General features: G+C 46.9%; 14 protein-coding genes and 1 rRNA gene. 4 read left to right on the top strand and 11 right to left on the bottom strand.

The genetic code is table 11. The features are described 5' to 3' along the window. The 4 genes from WQ57_RS13295 to WQ57_RS13310 form a co-directional block, all read right to left on the bottom strand. Nucleotides 1-676 (bottom strand): 16S ribosomal RNA (locus WQ57_RS13295); the annotation flags it as partial. Nucleotides 677-1,078: 402 nt separating this feature from the next. Continuing rightward, nucleotides 1,079-1,597, bottom strand: coding sequence for a DinB family protein (locus tag WQ57_RS13300; protein ID WP_046524272.1), 519 nt, complete (start codon nt 1,595-1,597; stop codon nt 1,079-1,081). Next, entirely contained in the window at nt 1,594-2,493 is a 900-nt protein-coding gene (locus tag WQ57_RS13305) for an alpha/beta fold hydrolase (protein ID WP_046524273.1), read from the bottom strand. The genes WQ57_RS13300 and WQ57_RS13305 overlap by 4 nt, the downstream gene beginning before the upstream one ends. A 131-nt stretch (nt 2,494-2,624) precedes the next feature. Continuing rightward, nucleotides 2,625-3,533 carry a GNAT family N-acetyltransferase gene (locus WQ57_RS13310; protein ID WP_046524274.1) on the bottom strand — a complete coding sequence of 303 codons (909 nt, stop codon included), beginning with the start codon at nt 3,531-3,533 and terminating at the stop codon, nt 2,625-2,627. A 373-nt stretch (nt 3,534-3,906) separates the two neighbouring features. Here WQ57_RS13310 and WQ57_RS13315 point away from each other — a divergent pair, with 373 nt between their 5' ends. Next, the gene (locus tag WQ57_RS13315) at nt 3,907-4,539 is read left to right on the top strand and encodes a redoxin domain-containing protein (RefSeq protein ID WP_046524275.1); all 633 of its coding nucleotides are present in this window, start codon (nt 3,907-3,909) and stop codon (nt 4,537-4,539) included. 48 nt (nt 4,540-4,587) lie between these two features. Here the strand turns inward: WQ57_RS13315 and WQ57_RS13320 are convergent, their stop codons facing one another. The 4 genes from WQ57_RS13320 to WQ57_RS13335 form a co-directional block, all read right to left on the bottom strand. Next, nucleotides 4,588-6,156 (bottom strand): alkaline phosphatase family protein, encoded by a 1,569-nt coding sequence (locus tag WQ57_RS13320; RefSeq protein WP_084820273.1) that lies wholly within the window; start codon nt 6,154-6,156, stop codon nt 4,588-4,590. A 195-nt stretch (nt 6,157-6,351) separates the two neighbouring features. Next, nucleotides 6,352-7,749 (bottom strand): M14 family zinc carboxypeptidase, encoded by a 1,398-nt coding sequence (locus tag WQ57_RS13325; protein ID WP_046524276.1) that lies wholly within the window; start codon nt 7,747-7,749, stop codon nt 6,352-6,354. Between the two features lie 21 nt (nt 7,750-7,770). Then, on the bottom strand, nt 7,771-8,793 hold the full coding sequence (locus WQ57_RS13330) for a FecCD family ABC transporter permease (RefSeq protein WP_046524277.1): 1,023 nt from the start codon (nt 8,791-8,793) through the stop codon (nt 7,771-7,773). Beyond that, entirely contained in the window at nt 8,790-9,806 is a 1,017-nt protein-coding gene (locus WQ57_RS13335) for a FecCD family ABC transporter permease (RefSeq protein WP_046524278.1), read from the bottom strand. Before WQ57_RS13335 ends, WQ57_RS13330 begins: the two co-directional genes overlap by 4 nt. Nucleotides 9,807-9,927: 121 nt before the next feature. Between WQ57_RS13335 and WQ57_RS13340 the strand changes: the two genes are divergently transcribed. Then, the gene (locus tag WQ57_RS13340) at nt 9,928-10,893 is read left to right on the top strand and encodes an iron-hydroxamate ABC transporter substrate-binding protein (protein WP_046524279.1); all 966 of its coding nucleotides are present in this window, start codon (nt 9,928-9,930) and stop codon (nt 10,891-10,893) included. A gap of 194 nt (nt 10,894-11,087) precedes the next feature. Further along, the gene (locus WQ57_RS13345; protein ID WP_046524280.1) at nt 11,088-11,906 is read left to right on the top strand and encodes an ABC transporter ATP-binding protein; all 819 of its coding nucleotides are present in this window, start codon (nt 11,088-11,090) and stop codon (nt 11,904-11,906) included. Between the two features lie 170 nt (nt 11,907-12,076). On the opposite strand, the gene WQ57_RS13350 is transcribed toward WQ57_RS13345, so the two are convergent. Next, the gene (locus WQ57_RS13350; protein WP_046524281.1) at nt 12,077-12,541 is read right to left on the bottom strand and encodes an SRPBCC family protein; all 465 of its coding nucleotides are present in this window, start codon (nt 12,539-12,541) and stop codon (nt 12,077-12,079) included. Between the two features lie 137 nt (nt 12,542-12,678). Between WQ57_RS13350 and WQ57_RS13355 the strand changes: the two genes are divergently transcribed. Beyond that, complete coding sequence (locus WQ57_RS13355) at nt 12,679-12,978, top strand: hypothetical protein (RefSeq protein ID WP_241481540.1); 300 nt, start codon at nt 12,679-12,681, stop codon at nt 12,976-12,978. A 350-nt stretch (nt 12,979-13,328) separates the two neighbouring features. Here the strand turns inward: WQ57_RS13355 and WQ57_RS13360 are convergent, their stop codons facing one another. Continuing rightward, nucleotides 13,329-14,330, bottom strand: coding sequence for a tripartite tricarboxylate transporter substrate binding protein (locus WQ57_RS13360; protein WP_046524282.1), 1,002 nt, complete (start codon nt 14,328-14,330; stop codon nt 13,329-13,331). A gap of 13 nt (nt 14,331-14,343) precedes the next feature. Then, nucleotides 14,344-15,861 (bottom strand): tripartite tricarboxylate transporter permease, encoded by a 1,518-nt coding sequence (locus WQ57_RS13365; protein WP_046524283.1) that lies wholly within the window; start codon nt 15,859-15,861, stop codon nt 14,344-14,346. Nucleotides 15,862-15,868 lie beyond the last annotated feature (7 nt).

Raw genomic sequence — 15,868 nt, forward strand, 5'->3', positions numbered from 1 at the left:
TCTCCTCTTCTGCACTCAAGTCCCCCAGTTTCCAATGACCCTCCACGGTTGAGCCGTGGGCTTTCACATCAGACTTAAAGGACCGCCTGCGCGCGCTTTACGCCCAATAATTCCGGACAACGCTTGCCACCTACGTATTACCGCGGCTGCTGGCACGTAGTTAGCCGTGGCTTTCTGGTCAGGTACCGTCAAGGTGCCGGCAGTTACTCCGGCACTTGTTCTTCCCTGACAACAGAGCTTTACGACCCGAAGGCCTTCTTCGCTCACGCGGCGTTGCTCCGTCAGACTTTCGTCCATTGCGGAAGATTCCCTACTGCTGCCTCCCGTAGGAGTCTGGGCCGTGTCTCAGTCCCAGTGTGGCCGATCACCCTCTCAGGTCGGCTACGCATCGTGGCCTTGGTGAGCCGTTACCTCACCAACTAGCTAATGCGCCGCGGGCCCATCTGTAAGTGACAGCCGGAGCCGTCTTTCAGTATTCCCTCATGTGAGGGAATGAATTATCCGGTATTAGCCCCGGTTTCCCGGAGTTATCCCAGTCTTACAGGCAGGTTGCCCACGTGTTACTCACCCGTCCGCCGCTGACCATCGGGAGCAAGCTCCCTCAAGTCCGCTCGACTTGCATGTATTAGGCACGCCGCCAGCGTTCGTCCTGAGCCAGGATCAAACTCTCCAATAAGAAGTGAGTGATTAGCTCATAAAATAAAACGTTGGCTCGTGAATCTCTATATAATAGAAGAAACACGATATTATTGTTTGTTGACGCTTGTTTGTTTAGTTTTCAAGGAACAAATTTTTGCGCGTCACTTCAAATGAAGCAACTTTTATATAATATCACTAACCGAACATGATGTCAACACTTTTTTATATAAGTAATTCGCATCATTTCGGAGCAACTTTTTAATAATAGCTTCTTTCGAGTTCCCCGTCAATACTTTTTTTAAAAGACATTCGTTTTAACCAGGATCGCTAAGCAGCTAAATAACTATATCACCACTCATCGCATGAAAACAATGGTAAATTTTCACATAGAGAAGGTTCCCTCCCAGCGGGAGAAGAACCGTCCCTCAAGCACCCATACTCATTTTAATATCCCCAAATACTCCGACCATGGACCGACATCGCTTCTATATCTTTTAGCCATCACCCTCACAATCTGGTTTATATGCGTCATATCATGGACCACCCACGTAGAAATAAGTTCCCTTGCCTTTACGGTCCCAAACTCGGGATGGATGCCAGTCGCTTCAAAATCCAGCCCAGACTCAGCCAGGTTTATTAATCGGCCTACCGTGTTCTGCCTGATGGCTTTGAATTCCTCCAGTTTTTCTTCAATAGGCCGGTCGGGGTTCTTCAAGTGAGCAAACCGGTCAAATGGCGGAAAAGCTCTGCTTTCCCTTTCCTGGAGGATGCAATCCAATCTCGGCATCCAATTGTTTTTGTCCGCTTCAATCAGATGGTCAACCACTTCTGAAGCATTCCAGGTTCCTTCCCCTTCATTGCACCCCAGCCAGTTCCCGGATAAGCCCGATAAAAAGAGTTCCAACGTTTTTGGCGTCCTCTCCAAAAGCTCGATGGCCTCATTCAGATTAAAATTCATATTTTAGCTTCCTCCTTTCTATAATATCCCCTGTTCATTTGTACTCCCTTGAGAAAACCAACTAGTTGATCATTCACCTCAACTGTGTTTTTCCCGATCCAAATCAGGTGACCCCAGGAATCCAGCAAACAAAGCTCCGATGATTCAATATGTTCAAAAGCATGGCACGCATGCTCGACCGGTACAGAACCATCATTCTTGCTATGCATAATCAACGCAGGGCAATTGACTGCCTGCAACTTTTCTACGTTAATCTCGTTTACTTGTTTCATGTCAATGAAGAATCCTTCGCCTGACCGTTGGCGGTTGTTCATCTTCCTTACTTCTTCGATGTCTCCCTCCACAATTCCCGCCTTTCCGTCTGCGTATGTCAGAGTGCTAAAGGATGGAAACATCTGTTTGAAAACGAAATTAGGAAAAAGGTTGTTCATGGTTGATATCATTTTCCAGGTATACTTTTCTATTCCCGGCCTGAAAAGGATTCTCGCTGCTTTGTATTCCCTGTCACCCGGCCTAAGCCATTCTTTCGTTACAGCTGACTGAAGTGTCAAGCTGGCGGCAAGCTCTGGACAGGCAGCAGCAAAATAAATGCCGCTTGGACCTCCAGCAGACATGGCTATGATATGCACTTTGCTAATATGTAAGTGGGAGAGCAATGCCGCATAATACTCGCTTGCGCTAGCAAGACTAACACCGATCTCCCTGGAAGTTCCCCCATATCCGGGCCTTGATGGAGTAATAATGAGGTAACCTCTCTCCATTAATGCCTGATAACCAAATTCCTCCAAACAGTTGGAATGCCCTCCATGCAAAACCAATATTGGCTCGCCCTTCCCAATAATCGAATACTCCATATCCAGACCATTATGCGTGAATACTTCTATTCTTTTCTCCAAGGCCCTATCCCCTTTTCACATATATATTCCGCTCTTCTTTTACTTCTACCTTTATCGTATTAGGCAATGGAGAAAAATGGAATACCAAATATAAAAAAGCAAGAAGTCGCCTCCTTGCTTTTCTTCCTATATTATTGAATTTGGTAATAGTCCATCGTCGATGTGGTTTCAAAACCGCATGATTTGTACAGGTTCAGGGCATTCGCATTTTCAGCGGCTACCTGCAGCATGACATTCTTTGCCCCTGCTTCTTTCAGCTTTTGGATCGCCATTAGCAGGATGGCTCTTCCATACCCATTGCGCCGGTGCTCCGGGACAACACCCAGCCCAAAAATGGCACCCAACTGGGAAGTCATCTGCAGATTTACTTTCCCCACTATTTCTCCATCTTTTTCAGCTAGATAGCAAGGCATCCCGCGCTTTTCCTCTTCTTCGGGCAGAACATGGATTTCCGCTTCCTCATTTGCATCTGATCTGCTGCCATTGAAATAGATAGCGTTTTGTCGGGCAATTTCCTTTGCATCTGCGTTGGCGGCTTTTCTAAAAGTAATACCCGCGGTCTCGTTTTGTGATTGGGGAAAAGCATCCTGCCTTAAAAACATTTCATATTCAGAATGAGCATATAGCGCCTGTTTTTTTGCGATGAACCTTTGCCCAGCCTCCGCTTCACGGTCGCACAATAGAAGCATGCTGTCTGAATTTCGCCGTTTCCATTCTTCGAGGACCAGCTCGCTTAATTTCTTAAAGACACCCTGTCTTCGATAATCTGGATGAACCATTCCGTTGACTTCCCACGGACCGCCAAAACGGCAAATGCCAATATAGCCAATTAGAGCTTGCCCATCAAAATACATAAATTCATTTACTTCTTTTATACCGCCCGCTCCGTCACGGCCAGCACCAAGCTTATAGTCCAGCTCAAGCTTTAGCGCGGTCTCGTCCTCCTGGATGCAGCGTTCCTGAAGCTGGCGGATCATTGCATAATCTTCCTGATCAATACTCTCTTTAAGCTTGATACACGGATATTGAATGGTTTTCATAGGCCGCACCTCGATCGATTCGTTAAAAACTGCGCAGGTAAAACTCACCCGGATTTTTCCACTTCCATTATAATTGTATGCCCAAGGCAGGATGGAGCACAAGAAAATTTTTATAGGATGCCGGCAATCAAAATCAGTTTATCTTCTATCCTTTACATACCTTAACCAAGAATTAAATATTTGAGTTCTCTGTCCATCGTTAGTAAACTGAAAAGTGAGATTGAAAGCGAAAGGCGGGATGGGATTGTTATTAGAAAAGATGAAGAATGTTGAGCTTACCGGACTAGATGGAATGCCTGTTTCCATTCATGATTTCCGCGGCAAGAATACGCTTCTGTTTATGTGGTCTTCCTGGTGACGGTGCCGGGAACAGCTGCCAGGCTGGCAGCAATTTTATGAAGAATTTAAAAATGAAGACTTTGAGCTTTTATCGGTATCTGTTGACCTTCAGGGGCCTGAAGTCGTATTGCCCTATACGGCTGATAAATCTTTCACAACTGTTGTAGACGCAGAAAATAACCTGGCTAATTTATTTGGGTTCAAAATTGTGCCGAATGGCATTTTTATTGATAGGGAAGGAACCATCCGCCTGCTGAAGCAAGGTTTCCACGTGACTAACCAAGACCATGTTGACGCTGTTAAAAAGCTGATCCGCGGTGAAGTGGAAAAAGTCGAACTGGAAGACCAGTATTACAATCCCTCTAATGCACCTAGCAGCTTGGAGCTTCAGCTTGCGCAAACAAAGTTCAAGCTGGGAATGGAATATTCCAAAAGGGGCGACAAAGAAGCAGCATTAAAAGAACTGGACGAAGCTTTGCTGCTCGATCCCGATAATTTCTTAATCCGTAAGCAGCGCTGGTATATCCGCCACCCCGAGAAATTCTCGCCGACCATCGATGTGGAGTGGCAGCAGCAAATCCTAAGAGAAGAAAAAGAGCGGGAAGCGCAGCAAAAAGGTCTGCAGTGCGGGCCCGAGGGCTGTGAAATTCCCGGAACAAATAAATAAAAAAAGCAAAAGCCAGCAAAATCTGGCTTTTGTTTTTTTAAAACTGAATCAACCCTTATTTTCCAATATCCTCATAATCCATTCTTTTAAATCAATCATTCTTTCATGTTGAGGTTCCAGTTCTGTGCCTGCTACAATCATGGGGAAAAACGAATCCTGCTTATGGAGGGATCCATGGGCAGCCCCGCCAACATGCGTAGGTGACCCTTCTCCCACAAATTCATATCCTGGTTTAGCATCAACGACAAGGTAGTTTCCTGAATGGGAATAAAAGGAGCTGTATAACCTGGCAAGTCCATCCGGATATTCGGTGAATGTTACTTGATTATTTTTATCTATCACCAATCCCAATATATTAACATTTCCTTCTATGGACCAAGTATGCCCATACGGATCGGTAAAGTCACCAACTGGCTTAAATGATAGACAGCCATTGGAATCTCCCGATATGACTTTTACTCTATCTCGTTCTCTCCAAGCGATATAGCCAATCCGCTGTTCATTCGAAAGCATCTTGGCAACATCCTCTAGCTTTATTTGCTGATTTAAAAGATAAATAAACGACATCCGTTCGTTCAGTCCAAGCACTATTTGGTCTTCATTCTTTACAGGTCCGCTGATCCTATGAATACGGTAATCCTTCAGCACCTTTCTTAAATCAATCAAAGCTTGTTCTTTATTATCTTTTATCCCTGTTTGGCCGCTATCTCCCATGACGATCCATACGGCATCCTTCAAGGCATCTTCCCATGCAGGATAGGAATTCAAGACTTCCTGCAGCTGTTTGTCTGCGTCTTCGATTCCTTTCGTTACATCCACCCCCTTTTTATGTACCAATTTATCGTTATCTGAAAAATACACTAAAGAATACGACGGAAGCCGATTCTGCTGGATTAAGTATTTCAGTTCTTGTGCAGCAAACTTGTCATTAAAGCCGAAGCCTTCCCACAGTTTGGTGTGTTTATTTTTAGAGTCAATTTTCGACAATAAACCGTAGGAAAAATAATTAGGACCTTTTATGGCTGCATCTTTTTCAATGAAGCCCAGTAAGCTTAACAGTCTCGGCACATTTAACGGCTTGTTATGATTGCCGCGGTAGACAAGTGTATTAATGGAGGCGGATGGCCCTTTTATTTCCTCATGGAGGGTTTGAACATTAGAGCTTAAATGGTTGTGATTTAAATGAAACAAACTTTCCTGCAAAACTTGTTTTACGCCTACTTTCATGATTTCCTGTTGAGCGCTCCCATAACTTATAAAACGTTTTTCATGAGCATCGAACCAGACAAGCGCAGGAATTTTATGTTGATCTGCATATGTCCCCGTCAATAAAGTACTGTCGATGACAACGGACATGGTTGGAAAGCTGCTGACCATCCTTGGATAATATCTCCCATTATTCATTAAAAATTGAAAGGCAGGCGCCTTCCCCTTTTGAATACTGGACTGTAACGCTTCATCCATGATTGAGTCAACAATAATCATAACGACAGGCCTAGAGGAAAGTTGGTGAGGCTGATTGAGTTGGCTTGGTTGCTTATTAGGCGACTTTATTAACACATAAGAGAGTATCCCTAGTACAATGACTAATAATAAAGGAAATAAAAATTTCATCATAAATCTTCCACCCCCTTCGTGAAGCACTTGTTATATTATTTATCTCAAGTATTATCAAACCTTTGTATCTATGTTTTTCCATCAAAGCAAGAATTATGAGTGTTAAACTTGATAACGCAGGAAATGAAAAACGGCCTGCAAACTTTGCAGGCCGTTCTATGTAATCAAATCCCTTATCCTTGCACTATCCAGCCCCTAAAATGAGGCACGAGAACCGCCCCCATGCTTGGCTGCTACAACCAGTCCACTTTCTACCTGTACCTTTACGAGCTTTTGAATCGGGATGAAATGGTAATTCAGCTCGTTTTCGAGGGCTTCACAGTATTCCTTTAAAAATTGCTGGCCTTTTTCATGGGCCTCTTTCACCACAAGGATGGCCCCCTCGTCCCTGTTCCCACTTCCCTGAAGCCGTTCCAATTCATATTCGCAGGCCCGGACCGTTAACCCAAGGTACAGCCCATTGTAAAACTTGGCTGCATAAAGATTGTCAAACACCTCCGCCACCTTTGCGGGCTGTTCGAACTCAAGTGTGCTTTCCGCCCAGCTGATTTTCGCTTCGCTGCCGCCAAGGACATTCTGGACCACTTCATCCACCAGCTTGACAAACGGATTTCCGTCCGTAATAAAGGAACGAACTTCTCCCAGCAGCTTATCAAGAAGGCCAAAATGTGCCTGGGACATTTCCACGCTCTGCAAAATAGCCTCTTTCCTGGTCATATCACTCTCGCTCATGTCCTCAATGCGGGAATCAAAAAAATAAGGAAGCTCTGTCAGCAGCGTCACGCAATCCGTCGATACCCTGGAGGCATAATCCGAACTGGATGTGCCATTGTTGATCATTGGCGTTTCACCGGTAAACTGTTCGATGAAATCATACGCCTGGCCTATGCTCATCGTTTTAAAAATCGCAGGAGAAAACTTGGTGATAAACGGCTCCTCCGGCTCTCCCAGGTTCAGTGGAATTTCCTGCCTTACCGCGGAATTCCTCAGATCCTCATACAATTCAGGCAAGTCGCGGGAGATATACCAATAGGCCCCGCCAAACCCGGCATTGTGAAGCGAATACACAAAATCTGGTTTTATTTCTTCCATTAAACTCATTAAGGCTCGCGTTTCCGGAAGCGGCTCATGAAAATGCAATTCCTTGTGATCGACCGGAAATGTCCATTCCACCTGTTCGTATCCGATTGGCCGAAAGTAGTTTCTTGTGTAGTTATAAATATTGAACGGTCCCTTGAACCAGTTTTCATTAAGGCGCACACCATCCGGGTCGATGCATTTGATCATATACCAGGTGAAGCCCAGTTCTTCACGCAGCTCATCGTTTTCCGCCAAGGCATGGGAAAAGTACTCCAGTGTCATCGCTCCAATCGGTTCATTAGGATGCGGGCAGGCAAAGCAAAGCGCCTTCTTCGGCCCATCCCCGATTTTCATCGCCAAAATCGGATGGCCATTCCGGGAGGTGCCTGCCTCAAACAGTGATACCACGCCGGGAAACTCCTCAGCCAGTTTTCTGCTGCTTTCATCCAGCTCCTCTACCGTCAGAAAGCTTTGATAATCGGGTACCTGGTCTACAATATATTGAAATTTCATCACACGTGTTCCTCTCAGTTTCTACTTGGTTTTTATGAGCAAATAAACAAAATAGGGCGCACTTAATATCGATACAATAATCCCAACCGGAATCTGGGTGGGCGCAAGCAAGGTCTTGCCTATCGCATCCGACACCATCAGCAGCAAAGCCCCCAGCAGCACGGATACCGGAATGATGTATTGATGCAGCGGCCCCATTATCTTTCTGGCGATATGCGGGATGACCAGCCCCAAAAAGGCAATGCCTCCGCCCGCTGCGACGGACGCACCTGCCAAGGCAACGGCAACGAACAGCAGGAGCCGCCTTTCTCCCTCCACACTTGTGCCCAATCCTGAGGCCACTTCATCCCCAAGGTTCATGACATTCAAGGAACGTGCCTTGGACATAGCGTAGGGAATTAAGATCAGCATCCACGGCAATAAAGCCAGGACGAAGCTCCAGTTGGCGTTCCAGATATCCCCTGTCAGCCAGACGGTTGCCTGCCGGAAATCCTGCGGATCCATTTTCAACTGGAAGATGGTCAGAAACGCCGCGAATCCGGCGTTCACTCCAATCCCGACAAGCACGAGCCTGATCGGGTTCACCCCCTGCTTCCACGCCAAGGCATATATGATGAGCGCAGCGGCCACCGCTCCCATCAGGGCCGCAAATGGCATCATAAACACGGAAAGAGAGCTTGCAGGATCCAGCTGATTTTTAAAAAAGTAAAGAAACAGAACAACCGCCAGGCCGGCACCTGTGTTGATGCCCAATATTCCCGGATCGGCCAGTTCATTTTGCGTGATTCCCTGCAGGATGACGCCGGATACGGCCAATCCTGCCCCAATCAGAAGCGCCAGCACAATTCCCGGAAGGCGGAAATCAAACAAAACAAGCTCTTGCCGCGCTGTTCCCTGGTTCAGAAGCGTTTTGACAACATCCCCAGGTGCAATTTGGATAACACCTGAGCTTAAGCTGATAAAAAACATCACGACAATCAAAGCCAGTAACAGGACGCTTACGAAAAACAATTTTTTCTTTTTTTTCACTTCAAGCTGATTCATGATTTGCCACCTCCGCTGCCGCGCGCTAAATAAAGAAAGAAAGGAACTCCAATTAGGGAGGTGATCGCTCCCACCGGTGTTTCAAAGGGAGCATTGACAAGCCTTGACACCAGATCGGATAAAACCAGCAGCAGCGCTCCAAACAGAATGGACGTCGGGATGATCCACCGGTAATCCGTCCCGATAATAAACCTTGCAATATGGGGAACAATGAGTCCGACAAAGCCGACAGCACCGGCGACCGCAACCGCCGCGCCTGTCAGGATAAGGATGGAAACAATTCCAAGCACTTTGATCAGCATGTTATTCTGCCCCAGCCCTGTGGCAATGTCTTCACCCAGACTAAGCACGGTGATCGATTTTGCTATCGAGAGGGCGACAAGCAGGCCGATTCCGCCCGCAATTACCAATATCTGTACAGAGTTCCAGCTGGTTCCATCCAGGCCCCCCGCCAGCCAGAATCCCATTTCTTTTTCCAAATTAAAGTGGAGGGATATTATAGAAGAAATCGACCGCAGCATCGTTCCGATCGCCACCCCTGCCAGAGCCAATTTTACAGGCGTCAGGCCGCTGGCTGAGAGCGATCCCACCATGAACACAAGGGCCACAGCCAATCCAGCTCCAATAAATGAAGAACCGATCATGCCTGCGCCCGTGACACCAGGAACAAACGCCATCATCAGCACAAGCGCAAACGCCGCTCCATCGGTCACTCCCATAATCGAAGGAGAAGCCAGCGGATTCCGCGTCATTCCTTGCATGATCGCACCAGACACCGCCAGGAAAGCGCCGACAAAAGCGGCGGACACTGCCCGCGGCAGACGCAATTCCTGAATCACATGATGCGAAGTCACTTCCGGGTCAAATTGGAATACCGCCTGCCAAACCGTTTTAAAGTCAATGTTGGTCGTCCCGTATGATACAGAAAGGCCCACTGAAAAGATCAAGGCGATCAAAGTTAACATATTGATAATGATTTTAGTCGTATTGGAATGATGTATGAAGGACCGCATCTTTCTCTCCTGTTCACATAAGTTCTTTAAACTGTCAATAAATAATTTAGAATATAATTGACTGGATAATTGAAAATGATTATCATTAACATGGAAATTATAACATAAAGGAGATTAGCATATGAAAATGAATGTGAATTTTCGCCGACTTTTTCCCACTATAATCATCGGGTTATTGGTGCTTATTATCGCTGCCTGCGGAAACAATGATTCCTCCCCTGAAACGGAAAACGAAGAAGGAACCGGGAACAAGGAAGTGACCCTGGATTCAGCGATGGGAGAAGTGACCATTCCTGCCAATGCCGAAAAGATTCTTGCTCCCTACCATGAGGATGCGCTTGTGGCACTGGGCGTTACCCCTGTAGCCAAGTGGGCCATTGGACAAAGCGTACAGAACTACTTGGAAGAAGACTTAAAGGATGTTCCTCCAATCGAATGGAATGTTCCGGTTGAGCAAGCATTGAGCCATGAGCCCGACCTTATTATTTTACAAAATAATATGGACAGTTACGAAGGTTCTTTTGAAGATTATAATAAAATTGCCCCTACTTATTTGATGACAGAAGAAACCGTCAAAGACTGGCGCAAGCAGATTGAAACCTTCGGAACCATTCTTGGCAAAGAGGAAGAAGCGAAAAAGCTTTTGAGCGACTACGAAGCCAAGGTAGAAGAAGCACGGAGCCAATTGGAGGAAGCCCTTGGCGATGAAACAGCAGCTGTTATTTGGGCAGCGGGAAATCAGTTCTACTTGTTTGAACAAGATCGCCACAGTGCGGAAGTTCTGTACTCCGAGCTTGGAGTCAAGCAGCCGGCGCTAGTCCAGGAACTGGGTGCAGCAGATGCGGCATCATGGAACCCAATTTCGGTCGAGAAGCTTTCCGAGCTTGACGCCGACCATGTTTTCCTTTTGGCTCTCGAGGGCGAACAAGGAATCCAGACGCTTGAAGACAGCGCCGTATGGCAAAGCACACCGGCAGCTAAAAACGGAAACGTCCATATCATCAATGACCCAAGCAATTGGACAAACAAAGGGCTAATTGCTTCCCAGAAGACGATTGAGGATGTTTTAAACGCCGTCGGAAAATAAAATTCTTTTTAAGAACTGTCCATCACCTGTCTGTGATGGACAGTTTTTTTATATTCCATGTTGTAAATGTGTCTATTTCTTTAAATGAAAACGATTATCATTGACTGTATCGGTAATTCCCTCTACAATAAAGTTATAAATTTTCGTGCTTACTTGAAGTATTCCGCTCGCGCACAACGAAAGGAGAGACTCCAATGCATTCATTGTCTGCAAAGGATCTAACATTGAGCTATGGTGACACCATTATCATTGATAATTTGGATATAGAAATTCCCAAAGGCGAGATAACGGTTCTCATCGGGGGCAATGGCTGCGGGAAGTCCACCCTGCTGCGTTCCTTGGCGCGTTTGCTGAAGCCAAAAAGCGGAAATGTGCTTTTAAATGGCGAAGAAATTGCCAGGATGAAAACGAAGGACATCGCCAAAAAGCTGGCCATCCTGCCGCAAAGCCCCGTTACGCCTGAAGGATTGACGGTATATGAGCTTGTGAAGCAAGGGCGCCATCCATACCGCTCGATGATGAAGCAGTGGTCAAAGGAAGATGAAAATGCCGTTCAACAGGCGCTTGAATCAACCAACATCCAGCACCTGCAGGACCGTGCGGTGGACTCCTTGTCAGGCGGACAGCGGCAGCGCGCCTGGATTGCCCTGACACTCGCCCAGCAGACCGATATCATTTTGCTGGATGAGCCTACCACCTATTTGGATATGACGCATCAAATCGAAATCCTCGATTTATTGTTTGACCTGAACGAGCAAAAAGGCCATACCGTCGTCATGGTGCTTCACGACCTAAACCTTGCCAGCCGGTACGCACACCATATGGTGGCCGTAAAAGATAAAAAGATCTACGCACAAGGCAGACCAGAAGACATCATCACCTGTGAATTGGTGCAGGACGTTTTCAATATGAAATGTAATATTTCCTGCGACCCGATCTTTGGCACGCCCGTGTGTGTCCCGCACGGAAAAGGACGCTCAGTACGGCAGCAAAGACAGGCTGCAATCGTCTAAAAAGAAACACTGTTTCCATTAGCTGAAATTTATTCAGCTTGCGGAAGCAGTGTTTTTGTTTACTGGCATAAGCCCCGCTTAATGCCGCGGCATCCCTGTATTAAAAAAAGAAGCACGAAAACCGTGCTTCTCCTGAATCCTACCCCCTGGAATTGCCGAATCCATCCAGTTCAATTCATACCCTGCTGCTTCCCCCCCTCAGCCACCTTCTTCACCCGCTCCAAAAACTCAACGACCACTTTATCGGAAGCAAACACTAAAAACAATTTCAAGAACCATTTTAACGGCTTATTGGTCACTGTGTATTGAAAGGACGTCTTCTCCTCGTTCAATTTATGTAATTCATATAAAGCAGTTATCTCAAACATGTGTGCGAGTGTGAAACCTACTTTTAGCATTTTGTGTTCAGGCTCAGCCAAATACTCCAGTGTTTCCACATCATACTCTTCCAAGCGTTTACCTTCCTTGTATTTTTGGCGGTAAATGCTTCCCACCTTTCCTTCCGTTATTTTTACAGGCCTGTTTTCAACGACATTCGGCATGATTTGCTGCATCTGCTCCAGAGAGCCGTTTAAAAGCGTCCAGATCTGTTCAATTGGGGCATTGATTTCGATTGATTTCGTCCATGTTTTCATTGCCTAACCTCCATTGATATTCCATCATATCTTACCAATTATAGTAAGACTCTGTGATCATTCATAGGTTATTGAACAAGCCTCTTGCATTCTTTTTCATATATATAAGTATCTCATTTTAAAAGGGGGGGAAGAACGTGAAAAAAAGATATTTACCCAAGAGGCGCATGAAAGGATTATGCATTCGGGGATACAGGTATTGCGGGCCGCGCTGCAGTGGTCCAGGCAGCCCGGTAAATGCTGTGGACGCCTGCTGCAAAGCACATGATGAGTGCTTGAACGGCTCTGAATCCCGCTGCCGCTGCGACCGCAGGCTGATCGATTGCCTGAGAAGCCATGTCGACAAGCTTGGTGAAGAAGGACGAACAGCCAGGTTAATTTCTAATTATATGAAACTGCAAACACTTGTCACTTGTTCTTTTTGCAACCACAAATAGCACTTGCCATGGCATCCAGCAAGCGGCTTTTATGTCGCTTGCTGTACATATATATTGCAAGTTATTAAAAATAAAAAACGAGGGAAAATTCCCCCGCCTTATTCCCCACGGTCTTTTCAACCAATTGATTCACATTTGACAGCTCCGCAAACGGCTGGTAATTCTTCCCCGAGATCATTGATTAATCTGAAAATACTAATATTTATTTCCAAAAAACCAACTACCCTTTTCATCTAAATTATCTAACAAAGGCGCATAAAGTGATTTTATCGTATGAGAAAGGGTTTGGGAACAAGATTCTTTCGTTTATCCACCAGAGCGTTTTGAAGCACCAGAACCGTCCCCCTGCTCTATTTTCTGATTCCTGTTTCTTCGGCGAGTTGAGTGTAGTGCTGGGTTTCTGCTTTGACTGCTTTGGTGAAGTCTTCCGAGTTTAGGTAGGCTGGGGTCAGTTTTATTTTTTCAATCTGTTCAAGGAATTGTTCGTCTTGCTGCATTTTTTCAACGGCCTGCTCCCATTTTTCAATGATTTCATCAGGAGTGCCGACGGCAAAGGACAATCCGGTCCACCATTTGACAGTGAGCCCTTCAAAGCCTTCCTCTTCTACAGTAGGGACGTCAGGGAAGAGCGGACTTCTTTCCTCCGATTGGACGGCAAGAACTTTGATTTTACCTGCCTCCACTAGCGGGGCGAGTTCACCCGCTGCATGGACAGCAAGGATGACATGCCCTCCGGCCACTTTGGCTGCGGAATCTGAGGCACCCTCGGATGAGACCATGGAGGTTTTCTTATAGTCGACCCCGGTTGATTTCAGCCATTCCGCCACCCCGAACGAGGAGAAGCCTGCTGGACCGACACTCGCCCAGGTCAGCTTTTCAGGGTTGGCTTTGACCCAGTCTGTAAATTCTTTGAAGCTGTTCCACTGGGCATCGGCCTTGACCGCATACACCAGGGCCCCTTCTGCTACTTTGGCGGCCAGAATGTGATCTTTGCTCGTCATCGATGGGTTGGAATTTCCTGCTTCATACATCGTGGTGGAGGAATTATTGTTCATAAGAACCGTATACCCATCCGGTTTTGCTTCTTTCAACGCATATTGGGCCCCAATCAATCCCCCGCCCCCGGGTTTGTTGGTCACCACAATCGACTCTCCCCACTCTTTGCTGAGATACTCGGCAACCGCGCGGGCAGACAGGTCCACCCCGCCTCCTGCCGCGAATGGCACTACAAGCTCAATCTGCCTTTTCGGGTAATCGTCTGCTGTTTCTTGCTTCGAACCTGTGGAGCATCCCGATAAAACCATTGCCGACAATAACAAAACTGAAAGCATCCATTGTACTTTTTTCATCATCGTCCCTCCCTGTTTAAGAAAACTCTGCCTGTTCTCCCGTTTCTTGCAAAATTCTGTTTTTTGTCCTTTTCATCAGGAAAATGGACAAACCCAAAAAGATGACTGCAAAAATCAGAATCGTTAAGGAAATCGGCCGTTGGATGAAAATGGCCAGGCTTCCCGACGACATTTCCATGGATTGAATAAACGAGCTTTCGATTTTCGGGCCAAGAACAACACACAACACAAACGGGATGATGGGCCATTTGTATTTATGGAACAAGTAGCCGAGCACACCAAAGACGGCGGCGACAACCACATCAAACAGGCTGTTCCGCACCGAATAGGCGCCGAGGATGCTGATCAGTAAAATGATGGGCGCAAGGATGCCAAACGGGACTTCGGTCAGCTTCGCCCATAACCCTACAAGCGGGAGATTCAGCACGAGCAAGATGACATTGCCGACAAACATGCTGGCGATAATGAGCCAGACGATGTGGCTGTTTTGTTCAAACAGGACAGGGCCCGGGGTTAATCCATAAATCATCAGCGCCGCGAGCAAAACAGCCAGCGGCGGGGAGGCTGGAATCCCCAGTGATAGCAGGGGAATGAACCCGCCGGAGCTGGTGCCGTTGTTGGCGGATTCAGGACCGGCCACTCCTTCGATCGCCCCTTTCCCGAATTTCTCGGGATGCTTCGAGACTTTCTTTTCCAGATCGTATGATAAAAACGAGGTGATCGTCGCCGATATCCCAGGAAGAATGCCAAGGAAAAAGCCTAGAAAGCTCCCTCTCATAATGGGCATGAAGCTGACACGCAGATCGTCTTTATTGGGATAGACGCCTTTTATTTTGATCCGCTCCTTCACATGCCTCTTCTCCTCCAGCCCCTTGAGGACCTCCGATATCGCGAAAAGGCCGATGATCATGCTCACCATCTCGAAGCCGCCCAAAAGGGACGTGAACCCATAATCAAACCTCGGAATTCCCGAAGTGGCGCCAATGCCGACAAAGGCAAACAGGAAACCAAACAAACCCATGATGAACGATTTTTTAAACGAATAGCCTGTTAAGTTGAACAGAACGAGTAAGGCAATCAGCATTAACGTAAAATATTCAGGCGGCCCGAACTTCAATGCCTGATCGGCAAGGATGGGGGCAAAGAGGACCAGGCCAAGCAATCCGATGATGCCCGCAATGAAAGACCCTATTGCCGCGATGCCGAGAGCTGGCCCGGCACGGCCTGCCTGTGCGAGCGGATAGCCGTCAATCGTCGCCGGCACGGAAGAAGATTCCCCCGGGATGTTCATTAAAATGGCCGTGGTTGAACCGCCATACATCGAGCCGTAATAAATTCCAGCCATCATGATCAAGCCTTGGGCTGGTTCCAGGACGGTCGTGACCGGTAAAAGGATGGCAATTGCCGATGTGGGTCCGAGGCCCGGGAGCACTCCGACCAGAGTGCCCAGCAGCGAGCCGATCACCACAATCAGAAGATTGAACGGAGTCAAAACTTCACTGAGTCCATTCAACAAGTATCCAATCGATTCCAATGGCTCC

The sequence above is a fragment of the Mesobacillus campisalis genome (genome assembly GCF_000986785.1).
In the GTDB taxonomy this organism is placed as follows: domain Bacteria; phylum Bacillota; class Bacilli; order Bacillales; family Cytobacillaceae; genus Mesobacillus_B; species Mesobacillus_B campisalis.

Coding starts and splice junctions, on each gene's coding strand:
- WQ57_RS13340 (WP_046524279.1), top strand. CDS start 9,928: ATGAAAATGAATGTGAATTTTCGCCGACTTTTTCCCACTATAATCATC.
- WQ57_RS13360 (WP_046524282.1), bottom strand. CDS start 14,330: ATGATGAAAAAAGTACAATGGATGCTTTCAGTTTTGTTATTGTCGGCA.
- WQ57_RS13345 (WP_046524280.1), top strand. CDS start 11,088: ATGCATTCATTGTCTGCAAAGGATCTAACATTGAGCTATGGTGACACC.
- WQ57_RS13350 (WP_046524281.1), bottom strand. CDS start 12,541: ATGAAAACATGGACGAAATCAATCGAAATCAATGCCCCAATTGAACAG.
- WQ57_RS13320 (WP_084820273.1), bottom strand. CDS start 6,156: ATGATGAAATTTTTATTTCCTTTATTATTAGTCATTGTACTAGGGATA.
- WQ57_RS13325 (WP_046524276.1), bottom strand. CDS start 7,749: ATGAAATTTCAATATATTGTAGACCAGGTACCCGATTATCAAAGCTTT.
- WQ57_RS13335 (WP_046524278.1), bottom strand. CDS start 9,806: ATGCGGTCCTTCATACATCATTCCAATACGACTAAAATCATTATCAAT.
- WQ57_RS13300 (WP_046524272.1), bottom strand. CDS start 1,597: ATGAATTTTAATCTGAATGAGGCCATCGAGCTTTTGGAGAGGACGCCA.
- WQ57_RS13330 (WP_046524277.1), bottom strand. CDS start 8,793: ATGAATCAGCTTGAAGTGAAAAAAAAGAAAAAATTGTTTTTCGTAAGC.
- WQ57_RS13310 (WP_046524274.1), bottom strand. CDS start 3,533: ATGAAAACCATTCAATATCCGTGTATCAAGCTTAAAGAGAGTATTGAT.